Genomic DNA, 26,905 nt, shown 5'->3' with positions numbered 1-26,905 from the left:
GCGGCCACCCCAACGTCTTGGACGGAAACGACACCGGCCCGACGCATCCCGTCCGGGCGGGCCGACCGAAGCCGGCCTCCCTGCGGCGGGCGGAGGGGCCGGCTTTCGGCGGGTGGTCGCGGGTCAGAAGCCGATGGCTTCGCGGAGCAGGAGGACGGTGCCGCGGCCGGGCTCGGGTTCCGCGTTGAGGACGAGGAGGCGGTTGACCGCGCTGGGCTGCCCGTAGGCGCCCATGGCGCGCTCGCTCTCCAGCGGGAGGCAGTGCTCCTCGACGCGGCGCAGCGCCGTGTCCAGGTCGGGGACCACCTTCTGCGCCCCGACGATCCAGATCGCGCGGGGCGCGGCGCCCGCGTACCCGGCGAGCTGGCTTCCGCTGGCGGAGGCGGCCACGAGGGAGCCGGTCTCGGTGACGGCGGCGACGCTGCCCACGATGACCTCGGCGCAGGCGGCCATCTTCCACATCTCGGCCTGCTGGGTGGCGCGGTCCATCGTCCTGCTGCGCGCCTTGACGGACCTGTACCGCCCGCTGCCGTTGATGTCGTCGTCGATCCCCGACAGGCGGAGGGTCTCGCTGGCCCCGGTGAACACGTCGGCGCCTTCGGGGATCAGCTCCCGGACGCGGCGGCGCGCGGCCGCGGCGTCCTCGAGGATCTCGACGGTGAAACCGTGCGCGCTCAGCGCGGCGGCGGCGCGTCCCAGGCGCTCGTCGGACGCCGGGGCGGTGAACGGTGCTTCCGGAATCGAAGTGGTCATGGTGGTCCCCGCACTCCCTGGTCGATCGGTGATGTGCTGTTCTCGGTGGTCCGACAGCGCAGCCGTCCGGAATGTGAGGCCGGTCCGCCGCCTCACATTCCGGCGGGCCGTCTTGTCGGAACCGGTGAGGACCGAAGCGACCGAGGGAGCCGCCGGAACCATGACCAGCCGAGGGCAGGACCGGCCCGATCCGGGGCTGGACGCGATCATGCGGGAGCGGCGCCGGCTCATCAATCTCGCGTACCGGATGCTGGGCTCGATCGCCGAGGCCGAGGACGCCGTCCAGGAGACCTACGCCCGCTGGTACGCGATGTCGCAGCGGGAGCGGGACGCCATCGAGTCGCCGGGCGCCTGGCTGACGACGGTCGCCGGCCGCATCTGCCTCAACCTGCTCGGCTCGGCCCGGGCGCGCCGCGAGACCTACGTGGGCGAGTGGATCCCCGAGCCGCTGCCCGAGCGCGCGGAGTGGACCGGCGGCGCGCCCGCCGACCCGGCCGACCGGATCACCCTGGACGAGTCGGTCAACCTGGCCTTCCTCGTCGTGCTCGAATCGATGACCCCGGCGGAGCGCGTCGCGTTCATCCTGCACGACGTCTTCTGCCACTCCTTCGCCGAGGTCGCCGAGATCGTCGGCCGCTCCCCGGCGGCCTGCCGCCAGCTCGCGTCCTCCGCGCGCCGCCGCATCCGGGGATCGCGGGCGCCCGCGGGGACGCCCGTCCGGCGAGCCGACGTCGTCAGGGACTTCAAGCGGGCGTGGGAGGCCAAGGACATCGAGGCCCTCATCGGCCTGCTCGACCCCGACGCCACGGCGATCGCCGACGGCGGCGGCCTCGCCGTCACCTTCCTGGACCCCATCGAGGGCAGCGAGCAGATCGCGCGCGCTTGGGTCGAGCTGGCCGAACGGAGGCCCGGCAACATGGCGCTCCTGGAGCGCACGGTCAACGGCCAGCCGGGCCTGGTGGCCCAGCAGGACGGCGTCACCGTGACGGTGTTCGCGTTCGACGTCGTCGGCGACCTCATCAGGCACATCTGGGTGGTGCGCAACCCCGAGAAGCTCCGCCTGTGGGGCTGAGGGCGTCCGGCTAGCGGATCTTCTGCACGCGGGTGGTGTCGGGGTCGAGGACGGTGCCGTCGGCGCCGGTCGGGGTGAAGTCCGGTACCGGGGCGCCGTGCTCGTCCACGAGGGTCGAGTGGGCCTCGCCGGGGGCGAAGGCGTGGCGCTCCCCCCACTGCCGCAAGGTGAGGACGACGGGGAAGAGGTCGCGTCCGGCGTCGGTCAGCACGTACTCCCGGCGGCGGCCGGACGCGGCGGTGCGCCGGTCGAGCAGGCCGTGGGCGGTCAGCTTGCGCAGGCGGTCCGTGAGGATGTTGCGGGCGATGCCGGTGCGCCGCTGGAACTCGGTGAACGACCGTGCCCCGTCCATCGCGTCGCGGACGATGAGCAGGCTCCACTTGTCGCCGACGAGGTCGAGCGTGCGGGCGACGGGACAGGCGGGGTCGGTCCAGGTGGGGCCGGTCGGGACGGGGCCGGTCGGGACGGCGTCCCGGGCGCTCGGCATGGCACCTCCCGATCAGTTGCGGATTGAAACCATCATGCCGTACGGTCCGATCAGTTGCAATTTGCTACTGATCGGGAGGCGTGATGGGCGTGTGGCGGCGGTCGCTGCTCGCGATGGTGTGCGGGGTCGCGGTGGCGAGCATCTACGCCGCGCAGCCGGTGCTGGAGCCGATGGGACGCGATCTGGGCGTCCCGGCCGAGCTGACCGGGTGGATCGTCGCGGTCGGCCAGGTCGGCTACCTGGCCGGGCTGGTGCTGCTGGTGCCGCTCGGCGATGTGGTCGACAGGCGCCGCCTCATCGCCGTGCATCTGGCGCTCACGGCGGTCGGCCTGATCGTCACGGCCGCGGCGTCGGCCGCGTGGGCGGCGCTCGTGGGGCTCGCGGTGGCCGGGGTGTTCGCCGTCGTGGTGCAGACGACGGTGGCCTATGCCGCGTCCGTGTCGCCGCCCGGCGAGCGCGGACGGAACATCGGCGTCGTCACCTCGGGCGTCGTGGTCGGCATCCTGGGCGCGCGGGTCGTCACCGGCCTGCTCGCCGACGTGTGGAACTGGCGGAGCGTCTATGCCGTGCTCGCGGTGCTGTCGCTCGGGCTCGCGGGCCTCGTCCTCGCCGTCCTGCCGGCGGAGGAGGCCCGCGAACGGACGGGGTACGGGAGGGCCGTCGTCTCGCTCGGCCGGTTGTTCGGGGATCGCGTCTTCCTCACGCGCGGGCTCATCGCGTTCTTCCTGTTCGCCTCGTTCGGGACGCTGTGGAGCGGCCTGTCCCTGCCCTTGGCGGGCGAGCCATGGCGCCTGAGCGAATTCCAGATCGGCCTGTTCGGCGTGGCCGGGCTCGCCGGGGCGCTCGGCGCGGCGCGCGCGGGCCGCTGGGCGGACGCCGGGCGGGCCGCGCCGGTCACGGGTCTGGCGCTCGTCCTGCTCATCGTCTCGTGGGCGGCGATCGGGCGGCTGCCGTGGTCGCTGTGGCTCCTCGTCGCCGGGATCGTGGTCCTCGACTTCGCGGTGCAGGCCGTCCACGTGAGCAACCAGCACGTGCTGACCGCCGCGCATCCGGATCGCACGAGCGGCGCCATCGGCGGCTACATGGTCTTCTACTCGCTCGGCTCCGCCCTCGGCGCGGCCGCGACGACCGCCGCCTTCTCCGCCCACGGCTGGACGGGATCCAGCCTGCTCGGAGCCGGATTCGCCGCATGCGCTCTGGCCGTCTGGGCGTCCGGGAGGCGTCCCCAGGTGACCGCCGAGGCGCGGGAGCCGCGCGTTGCCCGTGCGGGCGCGGAGGTGCGACGGTAGCGGAGAGGAGGTTCGCGATGAAGTCGGGTGGAGCCAGTCGGACGGCGGTCTTCGTGTGCCAGGGGCGGGCGGTGGCGGACGGCCGGGTCGCCGAAGGACGGTTCAGCGATCCGGTGGCCAGGCGGTTACTGCGGCCGGAGGAGCTGGAGCCGGTCGACGCGGCGCGGGACGAGACCGCCGCCGGGCGGGCCGGGGGCCGGGAGCGGTGGGCGGTGGAGTCCGTCCGCGCCTGCGCCGAGGTCGTGGTGCCCCGCACGGTGCTGATCGACGAGGCGGTGACCGCCGCCGTCAAGGGCCAGGACGGCATGCAGGTTGTCCTGCTCGGTGCCGGGCTGGACGGCAGGCCGTGGCGCCTGCCCGCCCTTAAGGGGGCGACGGTGTTCTGCGTCGATCACCCCGCCACCCAGGCCGACGCCCGCGAGCGCGCCGACGGGCTGACTCCGGTGGCGGGACGGCTGGTGTTCGCCCCGGTCGACCTGACCACCGAACCGCTGGACGCCGCCCTGGAGGCCGCCGGGCATGACCGGGAGGCACCGACCGTCTGGGTCTGGGAGGGAGTCGTCCCCTACCTGCGCAAGGCCGATGTCGCCGCGACGGCGACCGCGGTGGCGCAACGTTCGGCGCCCGGCAGCGTCCTGGTGGTGAACTACCAGGCGCCTTCGCTGACGGCCACGCTCGGCCGGGGCGTGCTCAGCCTGGTCGCCCGCGCAAGCCGGGTCGAGTCCGCGACGTCGGACGAGCCGTGGCGCTCGGCGTGGAAGCCCGCCGAGATGGCCGAACTCCTGGCCGAGCGCGGCTTCACCGTCGAGCGCGACATCGACCTGCTGCAACTCGCCGGGCAACTCGGCTCGCCCGCCACGCACAGCCGCTCCCTGCGCACCGGCCGAGTCACCGTGTCGAGCATGCGGAGCTAGCAGAACTCACGCGAGGATCTCGGGGAAGGCCCGCGTCCCGAAACTGCGGTCGTGCGCACGCACGAGGTCGATGACGAAGCCGCGCAGGGTGGCCGATATGTCGGCGCGTCCGAGCGCTTGGAGATGCTGCCGGGCATCTGCGTAGTGCCGTTCCGCGATGGCGGTCAGGACCTCCTCCGCGATGCTGAAGTCGACGGTCCGGCAGGTGGCGACGAGCCCGGTGATGATCCGCTGGTCACCGTGGGCGCAGGCGTGCTGGACCGCGTTGCGCAGTTCACGCCGCCACGCCTTGGGGAAGTTGTCGCGGAATTCGCCCGCCGCGACCTTCTCCAGGTATTCGATCAGGTTCTCTCCCGCCTGCCGCGGGTTCTTCCTGCCGAGGCGGGCGAGGTAATCGCTGACGATGAGCAGTCTCCTGGTCTCGACGAAGACCGCATCCTGCTCGACCTCGTAAAGCCCCAGGGTCCGAATCGTCGGCCAGTCGTCGGCGTCGGCGTCACGGCTGCGGCCCAGAAGGTAGAGCACGGCCCATGCCGATGCGACCGCGACCGAGATGTTCACCGGACGCCCACCGGGGCGCGCCACCGGCTTCCCGGCATCAGGCTCGATCACGATGAACTGGCCGAGGTACTCGAGCTGGGCGGAGACATCGTCGACCGGGGTCTGGTTCCACAGATGCTCGATGAGCCGGACGAGAACGGCCTGGTCGCCGACGTCATCGAAGACGGCGCGGAGTTCCGGCCACGCCATCCCTATGTCGATCTTGCCCATGAGCTCGGCCAGGAACTCCCCGCCCCGCCGCTTCGCCTCGTCGTCGCCGCCCGTCAGCAGGTCGCGGGCGTGCCTCAGAAGCACCGGGCCGTACGCGTCGATGCGTCCGCCGCGGGAGTCCGCGGCGCGGACGATCTGCTCCAGGTCCGCTGTCCGGCCTGCCTGGACGGCGATCGACAGGAGGGCATCGAAGACGTCGTCGCTTCTCGGGTCTCGTGCGGCGCGGGTGGAGAACAGCGTGTCGAGCCCGGCGGGCGAGAGAAGAGGTGGGCCGTGGCGCACCCGTTTCAGGAATTGCCGGGCGGCAGCATGCCCCTGGTCGGCCGCGGCCGGGACGAGCCGCAGCAGCCGGGCGTCGCTCGTCCAATCCCGGGTGACGAGCTGGCGGGGGATGAGCCGGGCGACGGCTCCCTCGGTTACCTGTGATTGGGCGAGCAGATCCAGCAGGAGCCGCTGCCGGTCGTCGATCATGCCTCGCTGCGCGGCGTCGCCGATCGTCGCCAGTGAGGTTCCCGCGACCTCCTCCAGGATCGCGGCGGCCTTCGACCCGGACGACAGGATGTCGCGCAGCACGGTCTGCTGGACAAGGTCGCGCACGTGTGGGTTCTGCGCGTCCAGGAGGGCCTCGACGGCGAGCCGGATGCGGTCCTCATCGTTCAGTGCGACGGTGAAGGCGCCAATGGCCCGGATGGCCGCCTCGGCCTCCGGTGTGACGCCCTCGCCCTCTGCACCGAGGGAGTCCGCGAGGAAGTCCGTCCACGCCTCGGGCTCGTCCCAGATGCCCGTCCGACGCCATTCCGCGGCGATGAGCCGGCCCAGTTCCGCCGCGACCGCGTGGCTCGGCCGCGCGTACGCGTCGAGTGCCCGGACGACTTCGGCGAGCAGATTGTCGTCGCCGATGTCATGCCACTGGTCGGCCAGGTAGTCCAGTTCGATGGAGCCCCGGTCGTCGGGCCTCATGAGCATTGCGACGAGAGTGGACCGCACGAGGAGGCGCGCCTTAGAGGAGACCGTGTGCAGGACGCCGAGGAGGCTGCGCCGCATGCCCTCGGTGGCGGTGGTGCCCGTGAAGACTTGGAGCGGATTCAGGTGCTCCAGCGCGTCGGCCACGTCGCGCGGAACACGCAAAGCGAGTCTGGCGAACGCGTCCAGCACCGCCGTGCGTACTCGCGGCTCCTTCGTGGCCTCCCAGACCAGCATGAGCTGGCTGATGGTCTGTCCGGTCGGTTTGGCCGCGATCGTGGGCAGGATCCTCGTCGCGCGTTCCAGCGCCGAGGCCCCGGTCTTCCGCAGGGTGCCGGGGGAGTCGTCGAGGAGCGCCGGGTAGTGGGCCCACGCCACGAGCCCGATCGCCTGGACGGCCTCACCGCCGGAGGTGACCAGTGACCGCACGGCGTCCCGGAGCGCGTCCTGGAGAAGGGGGTTGGTCCCCGCGAGGATCAGGACCTGCTCGAGGACGGCGCCGACGAACAGATCACCGCCGTGACCGGTCGTCCGGGTCGTCAGCGTGCTGATCACCGCCGGGTCCGACCTGGCGAGCAGCCCCTTCGCGGCGGCGAACTCGAACATGGTCTGGTGGAAGAAGCCGACCTGATCCCCGCTGTGGACGAGGACGCCGCGTTCGGTGAGGACGTCGAGCCCTTCTTCGAGCACCGCGGGATCGTGCTGCGGCCCCGCCGCCATGCCGGTCGTGTCGCGCAACGTGGCACCGGGTAGCTCGGGCAGTCCCGAGGCGAGCAACCCGACGGCGGTGTGGCCGGCGAGAATGCTCAGGTTGTCGGCGGCGCGGGCGCGAAGGCCGGTCTCGGTGTCCGTACGGGCGTCGCGGATCACTCGCCGCTGCCAGTACGCGTCGAAGAGCCGGGTGACGTCCACGTCGTCGAGTTCCGGCTCGTCGGGCGCGGAGAGATCGAACAGCATGCGCAGCAGCAGCGGGCTGCGGCAGACGTCCGCGACCGGCAGCCCGCGAGCCGTCGCCCGCTGGACCCGTTCGGTCACGTCCGCGCGCGATGCCGCCGGACAGTAGCGGTCCACCAGGGCGGCCACGGCGCGATCGATCTCGGCATCGTCGTAGGGCAGGAGATGGTGGGGACGCAACTCGTCATGCGCGAGGAGCGCGGCCTCCTGGGGCCTGGTGGAGTACACGCCCGTGAAGCCCGCCGTGTGGACGGTGTCGACGAGCCGCAGCAGCATCTGCCGGGCCTCTTCGTCGTGGAGCATCAGGTCGGCGGTGTCGAGCAGCAGCACCGGTGACCTGCCGGCCTGCGCCAGGTCCTGGAGCGCGCCGAGCAGCTTCTCGACGGGCTCGCCACGGGTGTCGCCGAGCAGCCAGGTCGCCGGCAGGAGCATCGGCACCATGTGCGGCTTAGCGGCCAACTCCCGGTACAGGGACCAGAGCAGGGTGCTCTTGCCCGCGCCGGCCTCGCCGATGACCGCCCGCGGCCAGGAGTGGGCCGTGTCGCTCAGCTTCTCGAACAGGTCACCCTCGATGGTCCGCGGCACGTACAGTGCCTTGTCGATGCGAACGTCCCGGACGTAGGCGGCGGAAACGGCGACGAGTTCGCGCACCCTCCGGGAATCCTTCAGCGCGGGCGCGTTCTGCACAAAGTCCCGAACCACTTCACTTGCCTCGCGCGTGCCCCCGTCGGCCCGCTGCGGCGCCATGGGCGAGTCGATGAGAATCCGCGCCAGGACTTTGCGAATCTGCCTGGAATAGCGGCGCACCGTCGAATCCTGCGCCTGGAACTCATCGACAAGACGCTTTTTGATCTCAGAACTCCACCGACGACCCTCCATATCGAGGGGCCGCACATCCTGGAACGAGAGATTGAAGAGTATGGCTGCTGCTCGCTGCCGGCTGACATCGGTCGTCCCGACCGTGCCGTCCAGGCGTTCAATACCGTGGCGCAGAAGTGCTTCGAGTGCCGCTACCCGGTCGTCCCGCCACTGGCCCGGCACATCCCGTTCCGCGATGGCCTGAAGCCGCGGTAGTTCGAGCGGATCACTTCGCTTGTCCAGACGCTTGAACGCACGCGGCAGACCTCGCTCGGACAACCGTCCGAGTTCATCCGTCAGCGCCGCGAGGTCCACCTCGCCCTCATCCACCACGGCTACATTATGCACGGGGCGAGCACAGGCGACATCGTCTTGCGGGCGACCCGTGAGCGGCGACCTGGTTACCGCTCTGGTTACCGCTCCCTCAGACCATTTATCGGATCGCCAACCCGAGCGGCAACCCCCTATTCCGGACGCGGATTTTCCTACTGTGAAGGCACGTTAATCGGGTGCGCACCCCCTTCTCCAAGAAGGGAGCCCAAGACCGTGTCCATTCTCATTCCACTCGCCGTGACGGCGTCGGCGTTCTCCGTCCTCGGCTGGTGGCTGCACCGCGCGTACGCGGCTTTCCGGGCGCGTCCGGGCGGGTGCGGCGCCTCCGTTCCCCCGCACGTGATCGTCACCGCGGTCAGCCTCGGCCTCGGCGGCGCCGCCGGGGTGGTGGCCCTCCTCGTCCCCGCGGCATGGCCGCCGATCGGGGCCGGGATCGCGGTGACCAGTCTGGCCTTGGCGTTCTATGCGCTCTGGCACGGGCGGCAGCGTCCGTAACCTCCCGGGCCGGGGCAACCCGACGGCCGGCCGCTCCTCGCAGCGGCCGGCCGTCCCGGTCTGCTCGGGGCTGGGAGACTTACCGTGTACGGGTAGGGTTCGGCGGGAGGACGAGCCATGACCCCACCGACCGATACCGACGATCTGCCGCGCATTCCGCTGAGCCGGAGGCGGGTGCTGCGCGGCGCGGTGCGGCTGGCCGACCGGGACGGCGTCGACTCGCTCACCATGCGCAAGCTCGCGCAGGAGGTCGGCGCGGAGGCGATGTCGCTCTACCACCACGTCGCCAACAAGGAGGCCGTGTTCGACGGCCTGGCGGAGATGGTCCTCGAAGAGGTCATCGACGCCGTGGGGAAGGTCGAGGCGCCCGACCCGGCGGAGGACTGGCGCGCCGCGCTGCGGGCGCGGGCGCTGGCGGCCCGGGAGGTGCTGCTGCGGCACCGGTGGGCTCCGCAACTGCTCGTGAGCCGCACGAACCCGCTGGTGATCGCGTACTTCGACCAGGTCGTCGGCATCCTGCGGGCGGGCGGGTTCTCCTTCGATCTGGCGCATCGCGCGCTGCACGTGCTGGGCAGCCGCGCCCTCGGCTTCACGCAGGAGCTGTTCCAGCCCGACGCGGCCCAGGGCGTGGACGCCGGGGCCGCCATGGCGGAGATGGGCGACCGGTTCCCGAACATCGTCGGAATGCTGGCGGACGCCGTCCACGACGATCCGGACGGCACGCTGGGCTTCTGCGACGACCAGTTCGAGTTCGAGTTCGCGCTCGACCTGATCCTGGACGGCCTGGAGCGCCGCCGCACCGCAGGTTCCTGACCCCGGCCCGATGACGGCCATCGGGGGACCCTTCACCTGACGGGCCCTTGACTGTCTTACGGCGTACGAATACCTTACGCGATATGACAGCCTTACGTCGTACGACGATTACGGGCTGCGCAGCCCCCGAAGGGAGCCCGCCATGAAGGCGTGGAGCTGGAACCGCTACGGCCCGCCGTCCGAAGTCCTCACGCTCGTGGACGCCGACGAGCCCGGCGTCGGCCGGGACGACGTGCTCGTGCGGGTGCGGGCCGCGTCCGCCAACCCCTACGACTGGCGCCACGCGATGGCCGACCCGAAGCTGGCGCGGCTCAGCGTCGGGCTGCGGCGGCCCAGGCCGGGGCTGATCCTCGGAGCCGACCTCGCCGGAGTCGTCGAGCGGGTCGGTGCGGGAGTGACCCGGTTCCGGCCCGGCGACGCGGTGTTCGGGGAGGTCAAGCTGGGCTCGTTCGCCGAGGCGGTCGCCGTCCCGCAGGACAGGCTGGCCGCCAAGCCCGCCCGGCTCACCTTCGAGCAGGCGGCGTCGGTGTCGATGGCCGCGCACACGGCGCTGCAAGGGCTGCGCGACTACGGCCGGATCTCCGCAGGTCAGCGGGTTCTGGTGAACGGGGCGTCCGGCGGGATCGGCCACTTCGCCGTCCAGCTCGCCAAGGCGTTCGGTGCCGAGGTCACCGGCGTGTGCAGCACGCGCAACGTCGAGATGGTCCGGTCCCTCGGCGCGGACGACGCCATCGACTACACCCGCGAGGACTTCACCGAACGGGCGGGGCGGTACGACCTGGTCATGGACATCGTCGGGAACCTGTCACTGGCGCGGCTCCGGCGTCCGCTGGTCCCGGGCGGCACGCTGGTGATCGTGGGTGGCATCGCCTCGGCGCGCGGCAGGCTGCTCGGCCCCGCCGCGCTCGGGCTCCGAGGCACCCTGCTCTCGCCCTTCGTCGGCCAGCGCATCGCCAACGTCACCTGGAAGCCCAACTCGGCCGACCTGGAGTTCCTGGCGGGGCTCATCGAGGACGGGAAGGTCGCGCCCGTCATCGACCGGACCTATCCGTTCGCCGAGGTCCCCGAGGCGCTGCGGTACATCGAGCGCGGCCACGCCCGGGGGAAGGTCGCCGTCTCAGTCGGCGACCGCCAGGGTCAGTGAGGCGGCGGCCAGCGCCAGGAAGGCGCCGGGGAAGGCGATGTTGTAGAAGACCTTCGCCCGGACGTGCGCCGCGACCGCGATGACGAAGAACGCGACGAGGCCGGTGGCCGCGGCGACGCCGATGACGTGCAGGCCGAGCAGGCCGAGGACGAGCCCGGCGGCACCGGCGCCCTTGAGCGCGGCGAGGAGGGGCAGCATCGAGTGCGGCACCCCGACCTCGGCCGAGTTGGCGAGGACGAACCGTGCCTTCGCCAGGTCGGCGACGGCGATCGCGGCGTTGATCGCGGCGGTGATGAGCGTGACGGTGATGTAGACGGTGGTCATGGTCGGTCTTCCTCGATGTGGAGCAGCGCCAGCCGCCGGGGGTCGGCGACGACGTCGTAGCGGACGATGAGGCCGCCGGCGATGTGGAAGACGAGGACGGCGCGCGGGTCCCCCGGGCCGACGGCGATGCCGGGACGCCCGTCGATGCGTGCGAGGCGCGCGCGCAGTGCGGCGGGACGCATCAGGCGGGTCTCCTCGACCACGGCCGTGATCCCCTCCACCCGCTGCGGGGCGCCGGGGCGCAGCACCTGCGGGTCGGCCGTCCTGACCACGTCGGGGTGCAGGACCTCGACCAGCCCGTCGATGTCGCCCTGCCGGGCCGCCTTCATGAAGGCGGTGACCACGCGGTCGGCCTCGCGGGACTCCGCGTCCGGCCATCCGGTGCGGCGGACGCGTCCCCGGGCGCGGCTGGCGAGCTTCTTCGCCGAGCCCGGAGTCGTGTCCAGGATGTGGGCGATCTCCTCGAAGGGCGCGCCGAACACGTCGTGGAGGATGAGCGCGACGCGCTGCGGAGGCGTCAGCTCCTCCACCACCACCGTGAAGGCGGCGGTCAGCTCGGCGGCGAGCAGCGCGACGTCCTCCGGGTCCTCGCCGGCGGCCCCGGCCGGGAGTTCCTCGGGGGATCGGGGGGTCTCGCGGGAGCGGCGCAGGACGTCCAGGCACAGGCGGGTCACCACGGTGGTCAGCCACGCCTGCGTGTTCCGGATCTCGGCGGGATCGGCGCGGACGTATCTCGTCCATGCGTCCTGCACGACGTCCTGGGCGTCGGCGTCCGACCCGAGGATGCGGAACGCCACCGCGAGCAGATGCGGTCGTTCGCGGTCGAAGGCCGCTGCCTGGTCGGTGCTCACGCCCGCTCCCCTTCGTCTCTGCACACCCTTCGTCTCTACACACCAGACGCGGCAGCGGCCCCGAAGGTGACTCACCCCGGCTACGTGCGGCGGGTCCGCGCGACGAGGAGGGCGATGTCGTCCTCGGTCCGCCTGCCCCTGGTCATGAGCCGGATGACGGTGGTGCAGAAGTCGTCCAGGGGCGGCCGCGCCTCGGACAGCGCCGCGCCCAGCCGGTCGATGCCCGACTCGATGTCGGCGTCGCGGGTCTCGATCAGGCCGTCGGTGTAGAGGGCGATGAGGCTGCCTTCGGTGAGGTCGAGGGTGAGCGGCTCGTAGCCGCCGACCCCCAGCCCGATCGGCAGGCCGCTGGGCGCGCGCGGGAAGGCGATTTCGCCGTCCGGATGGAGGATCGCGGGCGGCGGGTGCCCGGCGGCGGCGAAGGTGCAGTACCCCGAGGCAGGGTCGTACACGGCGTAGACGCAGGTGGCGCCCGCCGGGTCGTAGGGTGTGCGCTCCTCCTCGGCCTGCCGGACGACCAGCCGGTCCAGCTGGGTGAGCACCCGGTGGGGCGCGAGGTCCAGGTAGGCAAGGGTGCGGACGGCGGTGCGCAGCCGCCCCATCGTCGCCGCCGCGTTGATGCCGTGGCCGGTCACGTCCCCGACGACCAGGGCCACCCGCCCGCCGTCCAGCGGGATCGCGTCGAACCAGTCGCCGCCGACGCCGGCGTGCGCGTCCGACGGCAGGTAGCGGGAGGCGACGTCGACGGCGCCGCCGCCGGTCAGGCCGCGCGGCAGCAGGCTGCGCTGCAGCGCGAGGGCGGCGGTGTGCTCGCGGGTATACTGGCGCGCGTTGTCCAGGCTCAGCGCGGCCCGCGCGGCCAGTTCCTCGGCGAGGACCAGGTCGTCGCGGGTGAACGGCGTCCGGTTGTCGGTGCGGACGAACACCGAGACGCCCAGGATGTCGCCGCGCGCCTTCAGCGGGACCACGATCAGCGTGTGCATCGCGGTCTCGGCGATGACCCGTGCGCGGTCCGGGTCGACGTCGAGCCAGCCGCCGGGCGAGGTGTCCAGCACCGGTTCGAAATGGGAGCGGCCCGTCTCCAGGACGCGGGTGAACGGCGAGGACGGCGGCACGTACACCGGCTCACCGATCGGCCACATCGACTCGGGGACGCCTTCGTGGATCGACGCCACGCCCGCCCGGCGGAACACCGGGATGCTGGTCTCCGACGCGTCCAGGCGCTCCAGCGGCTCGGTGCCCGGTAGCACGGACTCGGCCAGGTCGACGGTCACGTAGTCGGCGAGGTCCGGCACGGCCAGGTCCGCCATCTCCTGCGCGGTCCGCTGCACGTCGAGGGTCGTGCCGATGCGGATGCTGGCCTCGCGCAGCACGGCGAGGCGCCGGCGCGCCCGGCTGCGGCTGATGTCCAGCGCGACCGAGCACACGCCGAGCGGCCGGCCGTCCAGGGCGTCGAGCCGGAAATGGGAGATCGACAGGGTGATGTCCTCGCGGCCGTCGGGCGAGGTCCGGTGCACCTCCTGGTCGAACAGCGGGACGCCGTCGGCGAGCACCCTGCGGATCGTGTCCGCCGCCGCCCGCGTGTCGATGCCGGGCGGCGGGTCGGTGAGCCGGCGGCCGACCCGGTAGTGCGGGAAGGCGGGCTGCAGCCGCTCGGCGGCCGTGTTCGCCCAGACGCACCGCAGGTCGCGGTCCCAGATCAGCAGGGCGATCGGCGTGCGCATGAGCGGTTCGAGCATCGAGGGCATGTGGTCGACCCCCTCCGCCGTCGACCTCATCCAGACCAGCCAGGACGGCTCGTCCCCCGCGCCGTCCCCCGCGCCGTCCCCCGCGCCGTCCAGCCGCACCGTGGAGGCGTGCACGACGAGCGTGCCGCCGTCGCCGCGCCGCACCTCCAGCAGTCCCGACGACTGCCGCCGCGCACCGTCCGGCCAGCCCGGCGGTCCGGTGTCCGGGCCGTGCGGCGGGAGCAGGCGCACCTCGCCGCGGCCGAGGTCGGCCGCGCCGTGGCCGAGCAGTTCCCGCGCGGCGCTCGTCCAGCCGGTCACCGTCCCGTCGGCGGCGAGCATGACGACCGCCGCCGGTCGCTCGCTCCCCCGCCCCTCACCGTCAGTGCCGCCGGTCGTGGTCATCGTGTGCCCCCGTTCGTCCTTCGCGCAGGTCGGATCCTCATGGGAGGTGAAGAACCGTCCCTTTGTGGGCAGTGCCCCGATACGGAGAGTGAGCGACATCTGATCTTCAAGGAGTTCCGATGGCGATGGACGTCGAGGCCCGGCCGCTGGAACGCGCCCCGGAGGCGCGCGAGGTCGTCCTGGCCGTCAACGGCCGGGAGAGGCGCGTGCGGATCGAACCCCGGGTGAGCCTGCTGGACGCGCTGCGCGAGCATCTCGGGCTGACCGGCTCGAAGAAGGGGTGCGACCAGGGCACGTGCGGCGCCTGCACGGTGTGGGTGGACGGACGCCGCGTGCTGGCCTGCCTCACGCTCGCGGTCTCTTGCGAGGGACGCGAGGTCACCACCATCGAGGGCCTGGCGGACGGCGACCGGTTGCACCCGATGCAGGAGGCGTTCATCGCCCGCGACGCCTTCCAGTGCGGCTACTGCACGCCGGGGCAGATCATGTCGGCGGTCGCGCTGCTGGAGGAGGGCCACGCCTCCGACGACGACGAGATCGCCGAGTGGATGAGCGGCAACATCTGCCGGTGCACCGCCTACCCGAACATCCGGGCCGCGATCCGCGACGTCCGCGACGCGACGGGCGGGGCGGGACGGTGAGGGCGTTCGACTACGCGCGGGTGGACGGCGTCGAAGCGGCGATCGCGGTCGTCGGCTCCCATCCGAGCGGCGCCTTCCTCGCGGGCGGCACCACCGAGATCGACCTCGTGCGCCAGAACGTCTTGCAGCCGGACCTCCTCGTCGACATCAACGACCTGCCCCTGAACGGGGTGGAGGACCTTCCCGACGGCGGTCTGCGCATCGGCGCGCTCGCGCGCATGAGCGACGTCGCCCGAGCGGCCGGGGTCGTGGACAGGTTCCCGCTCGTCGCGCAGGCGCTTCTCCTGGGCGCGTCCGCGCAGCTGCGGAACATGGCCTCGATGGGCGGCAACCTGTGCCAGCGGGTGCGGTGCGGCTACTACCGCGACGCGGTCTCGCCCTGCAACAAGCGGGAGCCCGGCACCGGATGCTCGGCCATCGACGGCTTCCATCGCGGGCACGCGGTGCTCGGCACCAGCGACATGTGCATCGCCACGCACCCGTCCGACGTCGCGGTGGCGCTCGTCGCCCTCGACGCGGTCGTCCGCACGCGGGGGCCGGGCGGCGAGCGGGGCATCCCGATCGACGACTTCTTCCTGCTCCCCGGCGACACCCCGCATCGCGAGCGGCCGCTGGAGCACGGGGAGCTGATCACGGCGATCGAGGTGCCCGCGGTCCCGGCGGCCCGGCGGTCGGTGTACCTGAAGGTCCGCGACCGGGCGTCCTACGAGTTCGCGCTGGCCTCGGTCGCGGCGGCGCTGGACGTCCGGGACGGCGCCGTCGCCGAGGTGCGGCTGGCGCTCGGCGGGGTCGCGACCAAGCCGTGGCGGGCGCGGGCCGCCGAACGGAGCCTGCTCGGCGGCCCGGCGACGCCGGACGCGTTCGCCGAGGCCGCCGCGCGGGAGCTGGCGGCCGCGCGGCCGCGGCCGCAGAACGCCTTCAAGGTCGAACTGGTGCGCCGGACGATCGTCCGGGCGCTGACGGGACTCGTGGACGGGGAGGGCCGATGAGCGGAGCCATCGGACGGGAGGTCCCCCGGGTCGACGGCCGGGAGAAGGTCACCGGCGCGGCCCGCTACTCGGGGGAGGTCGCGCTGCCCGGCCTCGCGCACGCGCGGATCGTCGGCGCGGGGGTGGCCGCCGGGCGGGTCACCGCGGTCGACACGGCGGAGGCGGAGCGGGCCCCCGGGGTCGTCGCCGTGCTGACCAGGCACGACATGCCGAAGGTCGCCCATGTGCCGCTCGTGCCGTCCCTGATGGGCGGCCCGGCGCCCGGCGAGACGTTCTTCCCCATGCAGGACGACACCGTCCACTACGCGGGCCAGCCGGTCGCGATCGTCGTGGCGGACGAGTGGGAGCAGGCGCAGTACGCGGCGTCCCTGGTAGGGGTCGAGTACGAGGAGGCTCCGTCCGTCACCGTCATCGAGCAGGGCCGCGACGACGCCTACGAACCCGAGAAGATCTTCGGCGGCTTCATGCCGGCGCAACTGCGGCGCGGCGACGTCGAGGAGGCGCTCGCGGCGGCGGAGGTCCAGGTCGACACGGTGTACCGCTTCGCCGCCAACCACCACAACGCGCTGGAGCCCCTGACCACCACCGCGGTCTGGGAGGACGACCGGCTGACCCTGTACGACTCGTGCCAGGGGATCAAGGCGGTGCAGCTCACCGTCGCCGCGCTGCTCGGCATGTCGCCGTCGAAGATCCGGGTGCTGACCCGGTTCGTGGGCGGCGCGTTCGGGTCCAAGGCGATGGTCTGGCCGCACGTGACCCTCGCCGCGCTGGCCGCCCGGCACGTCCGGCGGCCGGTCCGGCTCACGGTCACGCGCGAGCAGATGTTCACCTCCTGCGGGCACCGGGAGGACCAGGAGCAGCGCATCGTGCTCGGCGCGCGCCGCGACGGGACGCTCACCGCGATCCGGCACCACAAGGTCTCCGTCACCTCGCCGTTCGACGACTGGGCCGAGCCCGCGTTCGGCGCGTCGTCCCAGGTGTACGCCAGCCCCGCGTTCGAGGGCGTCCACCGGCTGGTGCGCGGCAACACGATGACGCCGACCTTCACCCGCGGGCCCGGCGAGTCCGCCGGGATGTTCAGCCTCGAATGCGCGCTGGACGAGCTCGCCTACGAGCTCGGGATCGACCCGGTCGAGCTGCGGCTGCGCAACGCCTCCGAGGTCGACCCGAACACCGGCAACCCGTGGTCCAGCGGCGGGCTGGCCGCCTGCCTGCGGCGCGGTGCGGAGCGGTTCGGCTGGGGCGATCGCGACCCGGCGCCCGGCGTCCGCCGCGAGGGCGAGTGGCTGATCGGTACCGGCATGGCCACCGCCGCGTACCCGGTGGCGTTCTTCATGCGCACCCAGCGCGCCCGCGCCCGCCTGTACTCCGACGGCACCGCCGTGGTGTCGACCGCCGCGCAGGAGTTCGGCACCGGGATGACGACCGTCCTGACCCAGGTCGCCGCCGACGGGCTCGGGATCGGCCTCGGGGACGTGCGGCTGGAGTACGGCGACACCGACATGCCGACCGCCGGGTCGCCGGTGGGCTCCAACGGCGCGATGATGGTCAGCGCCGCCGTGCACAACGCCGCCGTCGCCGTCCGCGACAAGATGATCGCCGCGGCTGTCTCCGACCCGGACTCGCCGCTGCACGGCGTGAACCCCGGCACGGTCACCGTCGAGGACGGGCGCATGTCCGCGGACGGCGCCTCCGAGACGTACCGTGCCTCCGAGACCTACCGTGCCTCCGAGACGTACCAGGACCTCATGGGCCGGCACCTCATGAACGACGCCGAGGCCATCGGAAGCTGGGACCCGCCGCCGCTGGACACCCCGTACGGGCTGCTGACGTTCGGCGCCCAGTTCGCCGAGGTGGCGGTCGACGCCGACTTCGGGCTGGTCCGGGTGCGGCGCATGACCGCCGCGTTCGCGCCGGGCCGCGTCCTCAACCCGCTGACGGCGCGCAGCCAGCTCATGGGCGGGATGCTCTGGGGGATGAGCCAGGCCCTGCTCGAAGGCACCCACATGGACACCGGACTCGGCCGGTGGGCCAACGCGAGCCTCGGCGACTACCTGGTGCCGGTCAACGCCGACGCGCCCGACGTCGACATCGCGCTGATCGAGGTGGACGACCCGGTCACCGGCCCGCTCGGCGTCAAGGGGGTCGGCGAGATCGGCCAGGTCGGCTCGGGTGCCGCGGTCGCCAACGCCGTCTTCCACGCGACCGGCGTCCGCGTCCGGGAGCGTCCGATCACCGCAGAGCACCTCCTCAACGGCCTGGCGGTCGCCCCGCACCCGGCATGACGGCGCGCCCCGGCCGGGCGCGGGCGGCCGAGCTGGTCTGCTGCAGCACGGAACCGCTCCCCGACCGGCCGACGCTGACGACGCCGCCCCGCCTCCGCGCCGCGCCGCCGGTGGAGGCGCGGCGCGGGCGGTTCAGCGCGCAGCCCTGGGCGGGGCTCGGCGGGACCGTGCTGACCGTGGCCGCGTTCGCGGTCCTGGCGTTCGGAACCGGCGACACCCGGACGTCGCTGCTGGTCCTCGGCCCGCTGGCCCTGTTCGCGCTGCCCGCCGTCGCGATGGTGGCGTTCTGGTGGAATGACTGGCCCGGCTCGCGGCTGCCCACCCCCTGGACCGGCGTGATCGACACCGTCCTGGTCGCCGCGTTCGCGGTGGTGCTGACGATCGCCGGGCAGGCCGTGGTCGAACGCTCCGACCTCCGCGGGGTCTTCCAGGCCGACCCGGGCGGCGGGGCGCCGGCCACGTTCCCGGCGACGCTTCCGCTGGCCGCCGCGGTCTTCACCGCCACGCTCCAGCTGACGCTGGTCTCCGAGCGGTGGCCGCTGAACCGGCTGAGCCGGCTGCCCTCGGGCCTCGCGGCGCTCGCGCTGTCCTGGGCGATCGGGGCCGCCGCCTACTTCCTGCTGGTGAACCACGAGGCCGTGCCCGCCGCCGAACGGTCCGCCGCCGGATTGCGCGACCCCGGCGGCCCGGTCCCCGCGCCCGACTTCGGCGCGGCGCTCGTCGCGGTGGGGGTCTGGCAGACGGTGGTGTTCATCGGGCTGCGCGGCTGGCCCGTCCACGCCATCGCCCGCCGGGCACCGCGCCTGCTCGCCGGGAACGTCCTGGTCATCGCGCTCGGTGCGGTCACCTACGTGCTGCTGCGCGAAGCGGCCGGCTGGCGGCCCGCGGCGATCGGCGCCGCCTGCGGCTGCGTGATCACCGGCGTGCTGATCACCGCCATGCTGTTCGACGGCTGGCCCGCGTCCCGGCTGCCGACCGTGCCGGGACGCGTCCTCACCCTCGTGCTCAGCGCCCTGGTCGCGTTCGCCATCGACCGCGCGCTGTACGCCTACGCCGGGACCGTCGCCTGGACGCGGGCCACCGCGGACGACTGGGTCACCACCGCCGCGCTGAGCTTCCTCAGCGTCGGCGTCATCTTGCACGTCGGCATCGGCCGGCGCTGGCCCTTCACCCCGGCGGGCGACCCCGAGGAGTGAAGGGCACCGCCCCCGCCGCCCCCCTCGGACACCGTCCTAGGCGTTGGGGGCGGCGGCCGCGGTCTCCGGGTCGCCGAGCTGGCGCACCTCCCGGTAGACGCGCCCGCGCAGCCGCGCGAACTCCGGCAGCTCCTTCGTGCTGAGCTGGTCGCGCGGACGCGGCAGGTCGACGTCGACGATCCCCCGGACCCGGGTGGGACGCGGGGTCAGCGCGATGACCCGGTCGGCCAGGTAGACCGCCTCGTCGATGTCGTGCGTCACGAACACCACGGTCACGCCGTACTCGTGGCGGAGCTTGAGGGTGAGGTCCTCCAGGTCGGCGCGGGTCTGCGCGTCCAGCGAGGCGAACGGCTCGTCCATCAGCAGGATCTGCGGCTCGTACGCCAGGGCGCGCGCGATCGCCACGCGCTGCTGCATGCCGCCCGACAGCTGCCACGGGTACCGGCGGCCGGCGTCGGCCAGGCCGACGGCCGCGAGCGACTCGCTGATCAGCGTCTGCCGCTTCTTGCGGTCCAGCCGCTTGCGCCGCAGCGGGAAGGCGACGTTCTCCTCCACCGACATCCACGGGAACAGCGACCTGCTGTAGTCCTGGAAGACGATCGCCATGTCCTCCGGGGTGCGGTCGATCGGCTCGCCCTCGACCCGCACCACGCCGGTCGTGGCGGGCATCAGCCCGGACAGGCAGCGCAGCAGCGTCGTCTTGCCGCAGCCGGACGGGCCGACGACGCACACGAACTCGCTGCGCGCGACGGTGAAGCTGATCTCGTCGATCGCGTGCACCGCCTGGTCGCCGCCGCCGTAGACCTTGCCGAGGCCCTCGACCTCGAGCATCGGCGCTTCGTTGCTCATCAAGACGCTCCTTTTCGTGCCCCGTGGTGCCAGCGCAGCGCGCGGCGCTCGATGACGCCGAAGGCGAGATTGAACAGGTAGCCGAGGATCCCGAGCAGCACCATCCCGGACCACATCTCGGGGATGGCGAAGGTGCGCTGGGCCTCGAGGATGAAGTAGCCGATCCCGCGGGTGCTCGCGACCATCTCGCTGATCACCATGAGGATCAGGGAGAGCGACAGCGCGACCCGTGCCCCGGCGAAGATCTGCGGCGCCGCGGCCGGCAGCACCACCCGCAGCAGCCGGTCGCGGCGGGGGACGCGGTAGGCGCGCGCGCTGTCCAGCAGACCGGGGTCGACCCCGCGCACCCCGTCGATGGTGTGCATCAGGATCGGAAACAGGCTGACCATCAGGATGATGAACACCTTCATCGACGTCCCGACACCGAGCACGACGATGCCGAACGGGATCAGCGCGGGCGGCGGGATCGCCCGGACGAACTCGACGACCGGCGCCAGCGCGGTGCCGAGCTTGCGCACGAGCCCGATGAGGACGCCGAGCGGCACGCCGATGACGATCGACAGCGCGAACCCGGAGAACATGTTGGTCAGGCTCGGGACGACGTCGGAGCCGACCCGGTCGAACAGCCACGTCTCGCGGAACACCGAGAGGATCGTGGTCAGGGGCGGGTAGAAGATGTTGGCGCTGCCGGCCGACCACACCGCCCAGCCGAGCAGCACGAGGACGGGCGCGGCGATCTGCACGCCGAGGAGCACTGCGCGGCGGCTCACTGGACGACCTCCTTGGCGCGCTGCGACGGGTGCCACCGCAGCAGCCGCCTCTCCAGCGCGACGAACACGAGATTGAGCAGGACCCCGAGCAGCCCCGTCGCGATGATCAGCGCGTACATCAGCCTGTACTGGCCGCCCGCCTGCGCCACGGTGATCGACTGGCCCAGGCCGGGCGACCCGATCACCAGCTCGGCGGTGACGCAGAGGATCAGCGCGGTGGTCGACGCCACGCGCAGCCCGGTGGCGATGTAGGGCACCGCGCTCGGCAGCACCACCGACAGCAGCCGGTCGTGCGGGCGGGCCCGGAACGCCCGGGCCGTCTCCAGGGCGACCGGCTCGACGTCCCGCATGCCGTAGATGGTGGCGATGAGGACCGGCCAGGCCGCGGCGAACGCGGCCAGGAAGACCTTGCTCTGCAGGCCGGTGCCGAGGACGAGGACGACGAGCGGGATCAGCGCGACCGACGGGATCGGGCGCAGGAACTCGATGACCGCGTTGGTCGCCGCCCGCAGCAGGCTGCTGGAGCCGATGGCGACGCCGAGCAGCACCGCGACCACCACGGCGATCGCGAAGCTGATCGCCCACCCCTGCAGGGTGCGGCCGATCGCGGTCCACAGCTCGGAGCCGCCGGCCAGGCCGGCGAGTTCACCGAGGTCGCTGGTGATGCGCGGGAACGTCCGTTCCGGCAGCAGCCCGGCGATCGTGGACAGTTCGAGGACGGCCAGCGTCGCGGCGAGCCCCGCCGCGCCGAGCAGCCCGTCGGTGAACCTCGGCGAGCGGGCGAACCGCCGCCGCCTCCTGCCGGGAACGACTGACTCCGACGTGGTCGAGGTCAACGGAAGCTCCTTCCGGATACGGCCTTGCCGCGTCCGCACCGGCGGAACGGCCGACCCTGGCCACACGCGGGGGACGTCGGGCACGTCGGGACACCGCGAACGATCGGGTGGCGGGGGGTGGCCACCACGGGGCTTCCTTCAGCCCTATAATGACGGTATTAAGCATGATGATTATCTGTCAAGGTAGGGCCGTTCCCGCCCCGCCATCCCGCTGACCGGCCGCTATCCGACCGACGATCTGGAGAGCAACCCGATGAGTCGTCCCGACCACACCGACCGCACCGAGTGGCGACTGTCGCGCGCCGAGGCCATCGCGCGGGAGATCGAGCGCAAGATCATCGATTCCGCGCTGCCCGACGGCAGCAGGCTCGGCACCAAGGAGGACGTGCGCCAGGAGTACGGCGTCGCGGTCGGGACCGTCAACGAGGCCGTCCGGCTGCTGGAGACGCGCGGGGTCGTGTCGGCGAAGCCGGGGCCCGGAGGCGGCCTGTTCACCCTGCGCACGCCGAGCCACGTGCGCATCAACCACCTGATCCTGGAGCTGCGCGAGAACGGCGACACCAGCGCGAACTGCCTGGCGGTGCGCGACGCGCTGGAGGAGCCGATCCTCATGGACGCCGCCGCCCACCGCACCGAGGAGGACCTCGCCGACCTCCGCGAGCTGCTGGCCCGCATGGACGAGCAGCGCACCGACGCCGCCGCGTTCCTGCGCGCCAACTGGGCCGTGCACCGGCGGATCGCCGAGATCACCCCCAACCTGGTGCTGCGCGTCATCTACACCACGATGCTCGACATGATCGAGAATGAGATCGAGCACGTCAGCTCCGACGACCTGTTCACCGCCGGCAGGACCTTCCGCACCCACGTCGCCCTCGTCGACGCCGTCGAGTCGCAGGACCCCGCGCGGGTGCGCCGCGCGGTGCGCCGCCACAGCCCGCCGACCTCGGTCGTCAGCTGACCCGCGGCGGCCCGGCCGCGTCCGCTTGCGGCATGTCGCCCCTTCGGACGCGGCCATAGGGGCGACACGCCGCAAGTGATGGGACTCCACTAGGCCCGGTGGCGGATCCGGCCGTCGACCGCCGTGGCCAGGACCGGGATGTCGCGCAGATCGCCGGGCGGGCACTCGGTGGGGTCGGCGCCCAGCGCGACCCAGTCGGCGCGCATGCCGGGACGCAGCACGCCCACCGCGTGGTCGTTGAACGCGGCGTAGGCGGCGTCGGCCGTGTACATCCGCAGGGCCGCCGCCACGTCGAGCCGCTCGTCCGGGCCGAGAGGCCCGCCGGTCGGCGGGTGGTGGCGGGTCACCGCCTGCCAGATCCCGCGCAGCGGCTGGAACGGGGTGACCGGCGAGTCCGAGCCGCCGGCCAGCCGGACGCCCGCCCGCTGCCAGGTGGCCAGCGGGGTGGCCGCCGCCGCGGCGTCGGCGCCGAGCTGGGCGATGAGGCGGTCGGCGAACTGCTCCTGCATCGTCGGCTGGGTCGCGACGACCACGCCGAGGCGGCGGGCGTCGGCCATGTTGCGCTCCGACGGCGTCAGGTAGGCGTGGATGGCCTGGCAGCGCAGCGGCTTCACCGGCGCCACCCGGTCGGCGTGGTCGAGCACGTCGAACAGCAGGTCGAGCGCCCCGCCGCCGACGGCGTGCACGCCCAGGGCCCAGCCGTGCGCCACCAGCCCGGACGCCAGCTCCCGCATCGAGCCGGGGTCGAGCAGGAGCTGCCCGTGGTCGCCGCACCGGCCCGGCCAGGGCTCCCGCAGGTAGGCCGTGCCGAGCGAGCCGCCGCCGTCCAGGAACACCTTCACCGGGCCGAGGCGCAGCATGTCGTCGCCGAAGCCTGAACCCACCCCGAGGCCGGACAGCCGCGCGACCTCGTCCTCGACGGAGGCGCCGGCAAGCTGGAGCGGCATCGCGGTCACCCGCAGCGGCAGCTCGCCGTCCGCGCGCATCCCCTGGTAGGTGGCGAGTTCCTCGGGGCGCAGCCCCGGCTCGATCACCGAGGTCAGCCCGGCGGCCAGGGCGCGCTCCGCCGCGGCGGCGACCGCGGCGCGGCGGGACCGGTCGTCCTGCGCCGGCACGTGCCGCCGGACCAGCTCGATCGCCGGCGGCTCGACCAGCTCGCCGGTGAGCCGCCCGCCGGCGTCCCGGCCGAGGCGGCCGCCGGGCGGGTCGGGGGTGCCGTCGGTGAGGCCGGCCGCGGCCAGCGCGGCCGAGTTCGCCGCGCCCTGGTGGCCGCAGCGCAGGATCAGCACCGGGCGGTCGGGGCAGGCGCGGTCCAGCTCGTCGCGGGTCGGCAGGCGCCGCTCGGCGACGTCCTCGACCTCCCAGCCGTCGGCCGAGACGACCCACGGCGCGCCGGGGTGGGCGTCGGCCCAGGCGCGCGTCGCGCGCAGGATGCCCTCGATGCTGCGCTCGCCCTCCAGGTCGAGCAGGACGTCCGCCATGCCCGTCCACAGCAGGTGCATGTGCGTGTCGATCAGCCCCGGCAGGACGGTCGCGTCGCCCAGGTCCAGGACCGGCGCGTGCTCACCGAGGGCCGCGCGCGCCTCGTCGAAGGAGCCCGCGGCGACGACGCGCGCGCCGCGGACCGCGAGCGCCTCACCGCGCGGCCGGGCCGCGTCCATGGTGAGCACCCCGCGGGCCCGGACGATGTAGTCACCCTCAAGATTCCTCATAACGATTGTACGTTATCAGGCGGTCGGCCTCGGCAGACACCGTTGACCCACGGAGCATATTGATGATAATCGTTCGGGTTTAAGTGGCGGCAGACGCCGCTCCACTCAAGGAGTGAGCCATGATGAGAAAGATCCGACGGCACGGGCTCCTGGTGGTCTCCGCGGCGCTCGCGGCGGGCTTGGCCGCCGGGTGCGGCTCGGGGGGCACCTCGGCGGGCGAGAGCGACGCCGACGGCGTGACCACGGTGAAGGTGGGCCTGATCCCGATCACGGACGTCGCGCCGCTGTACCTCGGCGTGCAGAAGGGCTTCTTCAGCGCGCAGAAGCTCAAGGTCGAGCCGCAGCTCGCCGCGGGCGGGGCGGCGATCGTCCCGGCCGTCGTCAGCAACAGCAACCAGTTCGGCTTCTCGAACAACGTGTCGCTGATCATCGCCAAGAGCAAGGGCGTGCCGCTGCAGGCGATCACGCCGGGCGTCGGCATCGCCCCGGGCAAGAACGAGGCGTGCCAGGTGCTGGTCCCGGCGAAGAGCCCGATCCGGGACGCCAAGGGCCTGGCCGGCAAGACCCTCGCGGTCAACACGCTCAACAACATCGGCGACGTGACGGTCCGCGCGGCGCTGGAGAAGAAGGGCGTCGACCCGGGCTCGGTGAAGTTCACCGAGCTCGGCTTCCCCGACATGGTCACCGCGGTCGAGTCGGGCCGCATCGACGCGGCCTGGGAGTGCGAGCCGTTCGTGACCTCGCTGCTGGAGCGCGGCGCCCGGCCCGTCCTGAACAACTACGCCGAGACCCACCCGAACCTGGCGGTGGCCTCGTACTTCACGTCGACCGCCTACGCCAAGAGCAACCCGGACGTGGTGCGGCGGTTCGACGCGGCGGTGCGCCAGTCCCTGGAGTACGCCAACGCGCACCCCGACGAGGCGCGCAAGGTCATCACGACCTACGCGAAGATCCCCGCGGACCAGGCGGGGAAGATCAACATGGTCGACTGGCCGGCCTCCTTCCAGCGCGACTCGCTGGAGGAGCTGGTCCGCCTCACCGAGAAGTACAAGCTCATCCAGAAGCCCGTCACTCTGGACGACCTCATCCAGGAACCGAAGTCCTGACCGAAGCGAACAAGGTGGGCCGGATCCGTCGGATCCGGCCCACCTTCCTTTGGGGAGCTTCAGCGGGCGGGGTCGAGCCGGTGGATCCGTCCGACCGCCGGGTACCCCACGTAGTTCTCGCAGAAGTTCCTCATCGCCGACTCGGACGTGCAGACGTGCTTCAGCTCGGCGTGCTGGAGCCGCCACTCCATCGGGCTGCTCGGGTCGTGGTGCAGCAGCGACGTCATGGAGCGGGAGAACTGCTGCGCGCGCCACACCCCGCGGAGCGCGTCGTCGGAGTAGCGGTCGAGCGCCGCGCGGTCACCGGACTCGTACCAGGTGCACAGCGCGTCGGCGAGCAGCCGGACGTCCGCCGCGGCGAGGTTGAGGCCCTTCGCAGCGGTCGGCGGGACGATGTGCGCGGCGTCCCCGGCCAGGAACAGCCGCCCGTACTGCATCGGCTCCACCACGAAGCTGCGCATCGCGGTGATGCCCTTCTTCGTGACGGCGCCCTCCGACAGCGTCCAGCCGTCGTCGGTGCCGAGCCGGGTCCGCAGCTCGCTCCAGATCCGCTCCTCGGGCCAGGCGGCGAGGTCCTCGTCCGGCTTCACCTGGAGGTAGAAGCGGCTGATCTCGCTCGACCGCATGCTGTGCAGCGCGAAGCCGCGCTCGTGGCAGGCGTAGATCAGCTCGAAGGTGGACGGCGGGACGTCCGCCAGCACGCCGAGCCAGGCGAACGGGTAGACGTGCTCGTAGGAGGTCAGCACGCCCTCCGGGACCGACGCGCGGGACACCCCGTGGAAGCCGTCGCAGCCCGCGATGTAGTCGCAGGCCAGCACGTGCTCGCTGCCGTCGGCCGCGCGGTAGCGGACCTTCGGCTCGGCGGTGTCGACGCCTTCGAGCCGGACGTCGTCGACGTCGAACTCCAGCGGGAGGCCCGAGGCGACGCGCGCCTCGATCGCGTCACGGACGATCTCCTGCTGGCTGTACATGACGGCGGTGCAGCCGCCGGTCAGCTCGGCCATCGGGATCTGGTACCGCTGCCGGTCGAAGCGCATCTCGAACCGGTGGTGGACGGCGGCCTCCCGGTGCATGCGCTCCGCCAGGCCCAGCTCGTCCAGGAGCAGCGCGGTGCGGTGCTCCAGCATGCCCGCCCGGATCCGGCCCTCGACGTAGGCGCGGGTCCGGTGCTCCAGGATCACCGCGTCGACCCCGGCGAGTTCCAGCATCCGCCCGAGGAGGAGGCCGGCCGGGCCGGCTCCGATGATGGCGACCTGTGTTCGTTCCATGGTGGACTCTCTCTGCGGCCGGTCACCTTCGGTAACCGATGGGGGGTTCAGTAGGGCTGGAGCACTTCGCCGCAGCTCTTGCAGGTGCGGGCCTCCACGTCGTCGAAGAAGCGCTGGTAGGCCTCGCCGACCGGGTCGGTGG

At 72.7% G+C, this 26,905-nt stretch carries 23 protein-coding genes; 12 read left to right on the top strand and 11 right to left on the bottom strand.

Going from position 1 to position 26,905, the window contains the following annotated elements; all coding sequences use genetic code 11:
- Positions 1-123: 123 nt before the first annotated feature.
- Entirely contained in the window at positions 124-753 is a 630-nt protein-coding gene (locus CHF16_RS32885) for an LUD domain-containing protein (RefSeq protein WP_089330069.1), read from the bottom strand.
- A 160-nt stretch (positions 754-913) separates the two neighbouring features.
- On the opposite strand from CHF16_RS32885, the gene sigJ reads away from it, so the two are divergent.
- Entirely contained in the window at positions 914-1,825 is a 912-nt protein-coding gene (gene sigJ, locus CHF16_RS32880; protein WP_089330068.1) for an RNA polymerase sigma factor SigJ, read from the top strand.
- 10 nt (positions 1,826-1,835) lie between these two features.
- On the opposite strand, the gene CHF16_RS32875 is transcribed toward sigJ, so the two are convergent.
- Complete coding sequence (locus tag CHF16_RS32875) at positions 1,836-2,312, bottom strand: winged helix-turn-helix transcriptional regulator (protein ID WP_089330067.1); 477 nt, start codon at positions 2,310-2,312, stop codon at positions 1,836-1,838.
- 83 nt (positions 2,313-2,395) lie between these two features.
- On the opposite strand from CHF16_RS32875, the gene CHF16_RS32870 reads away from it, so the two are divergent.
- Together CHF16_RS32870 and CHF16_RS32865 are read left to right on the top strand one after the other, a co-directional pair.
- Positions 2,396-3,601 carry an MFS transporter gene (locus tag CHF16_RS32870; RefSeq protein ID WP_089330066.1) on the top strand — a complete coding sequence of 402 codons (1,206 nt, stop codon included), beginning with the start codon at positions 2,396-2,398 and terminating at the stop codon, positions 3,599-3,601.
- A gap of 17 nt (positions 3,602-3,618) precedes the next feature.
- Positions 3,619-4,515, top strand: coding sequence for a class I SAM-dependent methyltransferase (locus CHF16_RS32865; RefSeq protein WP_089330065.1), 897 nt, complete (start codon positions 3,619-3,621; stop codon positions 4,513-4,515).
- A 6-nt stretch (positions 4,516-4,521) separates the two neighbouring features.
- On the opposite strand, the gene CHF16_RS40605 is transcribed toward CHF16_RS32865, so the two are convergent.
- The gene (locus CHF16_RS40605; RefSeq protein WP_179271817.1) at positions 4,522-8,394 is read right to left on the bottom strand and encodes an NACHT domain-containing protein; all 3,873 of its coding nucleotides are present in this window, start codon (positions 8,392-8,394) and stop codon (positions 4,522-4,524) included.
- Positions 8,395-8,607: 213 nt separating this feature from the next.
- Here CHF16_RS40605 and CHF16_RS32855 point away from each other — a divergent pair, with 213 nt between their 5' ends.
- From CHF16_RS32855 to CHF16_RS32845, 3 genes are all read left to right on the top strand, one after another.
- Entirely contained in the window at positions 8,608-8,889 is a 282-nt protein-coding gene (locus CHF16_RS32855; protein ID WP_089330063.1) for a hypothetical protein, read from the top strand.
- Positions 8,890-9,006: 117 nt separating this feature from the next.
- A complete protein-coding gene (locus tag CHF16_RS32850; protein WP_089330062.1) occupies positions 9,007-9,702 on the top strand; it encodes a TetR/AcrR family transcriptional regulator C-terminal domain-containing protein in 696 nt (231 codons plus the stop codon).
- Positions 9,703-9,844: 142 nt separating this feature from the next.
- Positions 9,845-10,846 carry an NAD(P)-dependent alcohol dehydrogenase gene (locus CHF16_RS32845; RefSeq protein WP_089330061.1) on the top strand — a complete coding sequence of 334 codons (1,002 nt, stop codon included), beginning with the start codon at positions 9,845-9,847 and terminating at the stop codon, positions 10,844-10,846.
- Here CHF16_RS32845 and CHF16_RS32840 read toward each other — a convergent pair.
- From CHF16_RS32840 to CHF16_RS32830, 3 genes are all read right to left on the bottom strand, one after another.
- The gene (locus tag CHF16_RS32840; protein ID WP_089330060.1) at positions 10,820-11,170 is read right to left on the bottom strand and encodes a DoxX family protein; all 351 of its coding nucleotides are present in this window, start codon (positions 11,168-11,170) and stop codon (positions 10,820-10,822) included. The two genes, CHF16_RS32845 and CHF16_RS32840, sit on opposite strands and share 27 nt — an antisense overlap.
- Positions 11,167-12,021 (bottom strand): sigma-70 family RNA polymerase sigma factor, encoded by an 855-nt coding sequence (locus CHF16_RS32835; protein WP_089330059.1) that lies wholly within the window; start codon positions 12,019-12,021, stop codon positions 11,167-11,169. The genes CHF16_RS32840 and CHF16_RS32835 overlap by 4 nt, the downstream gene beginning before the upstream one ends.
- Positions 12,022-12,101: 80 nt before the next feature.
- On the bottom strand, positions 12,102-14,153 hold the full coding sequence (locus tag CHF16_RS32830) for a SpoIIE family protein phosphatase (RefSeq protein ID WP_089330058.1): 2,052 nt from the start codon (positions 14,151-14,153) through the stop codon (positions 12,102-12,104).
- A gap of 119 nt (positions 14,154-14,272) precedes the next feature.
- Here CHF16_RS32830 and CHF16_RS32825 point away from each other — a divergent pair, with 119 nt between their 5' ends.
- The 4 genes from CHF16_RS32825 to CHF16_RS32810 are packed head-to-tail and all read left to right on the top strand — an operon-like array spanning position 14,273 to position 19,264.
- Positions 14,273-14,794, top strand: coding sequence for a (2Fe-2S)-binding protein (locus CHF16_RS32825; RefSeq protein ID WP_089330057.1), 522 nt, complete (start codon positions 14,273-14,275; stop codon positions 14,792-14,794).
- Positions 14,791-15,783 carry an FAD binding domain-containing protein gene (locus CHF16_RS32820; RefSeq protein ID WP_089330056.1) on the top strand — a complete coding sequence of 331 codons (993 nt, stop codon included), beginning with the start codon at positions 14,791-14,793 and terminating at the stop codon, positions 15,781-15,783. Before CHF16_RS32825 ends, CHF16_RS32820 begins: the two co-directional genes overlap by 4 nt.
- The gene (locus CHF16_RS32815; protein WP_089330055.1) at positions 15,780-18,068 is read left to right on the top strand and encodes a xanthine dehydrogenase family protein molybdopterin-binding subunit; all 2,289 of its coding nucleotides are present in this window, start codon (positions 15,780-15,782) and stop codon (positions 18,066-18,068) included. The genes CHF16_RS32820 and CHF16_RS32815 overlap by 4 nt, the downstream gene beginning before the upstream one ends.
- Entirely contained in the window at positions 18,065-19,264 is a 1,200-nt protein-coding gene (locus CHF16_RS32810) for a hypothetical protein (RefSeq protein WP_089330054.1), read from the top strand. The genes CHF16_RS32815 and CHF16_RS32810 overlap by 4 nt, the downstream gene beginning before the upstream one ends.
- Positions 19,265-19,300: 36 nt before the next feature.
- On the opposite strand, the gene CHF16_RS32805 is transcribed toward CHF16_RS32810, so the two are convergent.
- The 3 genes from CHF16_RS32805 to CHF16_RS32795 are packed head-to-tail and all read right to left on the bottom strand — an operon-like array spanning position 19,301 to position 21,719.
- The gene (locus tag CHF16_RS32805) at positions 19,301-20,113 is read right to left on the bottom strand and encodes an ABC transporter ATP-binding protein (RefSeq protein WP_245869643.1); all 813 of its coding nucleotides are present in this window, start codon (positions 20,111-20,113) and stop codon (positions 19,301-19,303) included.
- Positions 20,113-20,883 carry an ABC transporter permease gene (locus tag CHF16_RS32800; RefSeq protein WP_089330053.1) on the bottom strand — a complete coding sequence of 257 codons (771 nt, stop codon included), beginning with the start codon at positions 20,881-20,883 and terminating at the stop codon, positions 20,113-20,115. Before CHF16_RS32800 ends, CHF16_RS32805 begins: the two co-directional genes overlap by 1 nt.
- Entirely contained in the window at positions 20,880-21,719 is an 840-nt protein-coding gene (locus CHF16_RS32795; protein ID WP_245869642.1) for an ABC transporter permease, read from the bottom strand. The genes CHF16_RS32800 and CHF16_RS32795 overlap by 4 nt, the downstream gene beginning before the upstream one ends.
- A 253-nt stretch (positions 21,720-21,972) precedes the next feature.
- On the opposite strand from CHF16_RS32795, the gene CHF16_RS32790 reads away from it, so the two are divergent.
- Positions 21,973-22,677 carry a FadR/GntR family transcriptional regulator gene (locus CHF16_RS32790; RefSeq protein WP_089330052.1) on the top strand — a complete coding sequence of 235 codons (705 nt, stop codon included), beginning with the start codon at positions 21,973-21,975 and terminating at the stop codon, positions 22,675-22,677.
- A gap of 89 nt (positions 22,678-22,766) precedes the next feature.
- Here CHF16_RS32790 and CHF16_RS32785 read toward each other — a convergent pair whose 3' ends face one another.
- Positions 22,767-24,389, bottom strand: coding sequence for an amidohydrolase (locus tag CHF16_RS32785; RefSeq protein WP_089330051.1), 1,623 nt, complete (start codon positions 24,387-24,389; stop codon positions 22,767-22,769).
- Between the two features lie 119 nt (positions 24,390-24,508).
- On the opposite strand from CHF16_RS32785, the gene CHF16_RS32780 reads away from it, so the two are divergent.
- The gene (locus CHF16_RS32780) at positions 24,509-25,495 is read left to right on the top strand and encodes an ABC transporter substrate-binding protein (protein ID WP_218826959.1); all 987 of its coding nucleotides are present in this window, start codon (positions 24,509-24,511) and stop codon (positions 25,493-25,495) included.
- A 59-nt stretch (positions 25,496-25,554) separates the two neighbouring features.
- Here the strand turns inward: CHF16_RS32780 and CHF16_RS32775 are convergent, their stop codons facing one another.
- Positions 25,555-26,763, bottom strand: coding sequence for a 4-hydroxybenzoate 3-monooxygenase (locus CHF16_RS32775; RefSeq protein WP_089330050.1), 1,209 nt, complete (start codon positions 26,761-26,763; stop codon positions 25,555-25,557).
- Positions 26,764-26,905: the final 142 nt, after the last annotated feature.

Source organism: Actinomadura meyerae (genome assembly GCF_900188445.1).
Lineage (GTDB): Bacteria > Actinomycetota > Actinomycetes > Streptosporangiales > Streptosporangiaceae > Spirillospora > Spirillospora meyerae.
The sequence above is the reverse complement of the archived record's forward strand: the minus strand, read 5'-3'. Positions and strand labels throughout refer to the sequence as shown.

Coding starts and splice junctions, on each gene's coding strand:
- CHF16_RS32885 (WP_089330069.1), bottom strand. CDS start 753: ATGACCACTTCGATTCCGGAAGCACCGTTCACCGCCCCGGCGTCCGAC.
- sigJ (WP_089330068.1), top strand. CDS start 914: ATGACCAGCCGAGGGCAGGACCGGCCCGATCCGGGGCTGGACGCGATC.
- CHF16_RS32875 (WP_089330067.1), bottom strand. CDS start 2,312: ATGCCGAGCGCCCGGGACGCCGTCCCGACCGGCCCCGTCCCGACCGGC.
- CHF16_RS32870 (WP_089330066.1), top strand. CDS start 2,396: ATGGGCGTGTGGCGGCGGTCGCTGCTCGCGATGGTGTGCGGGGTCGCG.
- CHF16_RS32865 (WP_089330065.1), top strand. CDS start 3,619: ATGAAGTCGGGTGGAGCCAGTCGGACGGCGGTCTTCGTGTGCCAGGGG.
- CHF16_RS32850 (WP_089330062.1), top strand. CDS start 9,007: ATGACCCCACCGACCGATACCGACGATCTGCCGCGCATTCCGCTGAGC.
- CHF16_RS32845 (WP_089330061.1), top strand. CDS start 9,845: ATGAAGGCGTGGAGCTGGAACCGCTACGGCCCGCCGTCCGAAGTCCTC.
- CHF16_RS32840 (WP_089330060.1), bottom strand. CDS start 11,170: ATGACCACCGTCTACATCACCGTCACGCTCATCACCGCCGCGATCAAC.
- CHF16_RS32830 (WP_089330058.1), bottom strand. CDS start 14,153: ATGACCACGACCGGCGGCACTGACGGTGAGGGGCGGGGGAGCGAGCGA.
- CHF16_RS32825 (WP_089330057.1), top strand. CDS start 14,273: ATGGCGATGGACGTCGAGGCCCGGCCGCTGGAACGCGCCCCGGAGGCG.
- CHF16_RS32815 (WP_089330055.1), top strand. CDS start 15,780: ATGAGCGGAGCCATCGGACGGGAGGTCCCCCGGGTCGACGGCCGGGAG.
- CHF16_RS32810 (WP_089330054.1), top strand. CDS start 18,065: ATGACGGCGCGCCCCGGCCGGGCGCGGGCGGCCGAGCTGGTCTGCTGC.
- CHF16_RS32805 (WP_245869643.1), bottom strand. CDS start 20,113: ATGAGCAACGAAGCGCCGATGCTCGAGGTCGAGGGCCTCGGCAAGGTC.
- CHF16_RS32790 (WP_089330052.1), top strand. CDS start 21,973: ATGAGTCGTCCCGACCACACCGACCGCACCGAGTGGCGACTGTCGCGC.
- CHF16_RS32785 (WP_089330051.1), bottom strand. CDS start 24,389: ATGAGGAATCTTGAGGGTGACTACATCGTCCGGGCCCGCGGGGTGCTC.
- CHF16_RS32780 (WP_218826959.1), top strand. CDS start 24,509: ATGATGAGAAAGATCCGACGGCACGGGCTCCTGGTGGTCTCCGCGGCG.
- CHF16_RS32775 (WP_089330050.1), bottom strand. CDS start 26,763: ATGGAACGAACACAGGTCGCCATCATCGGAGCCGGCCCGGCCGGCCTC.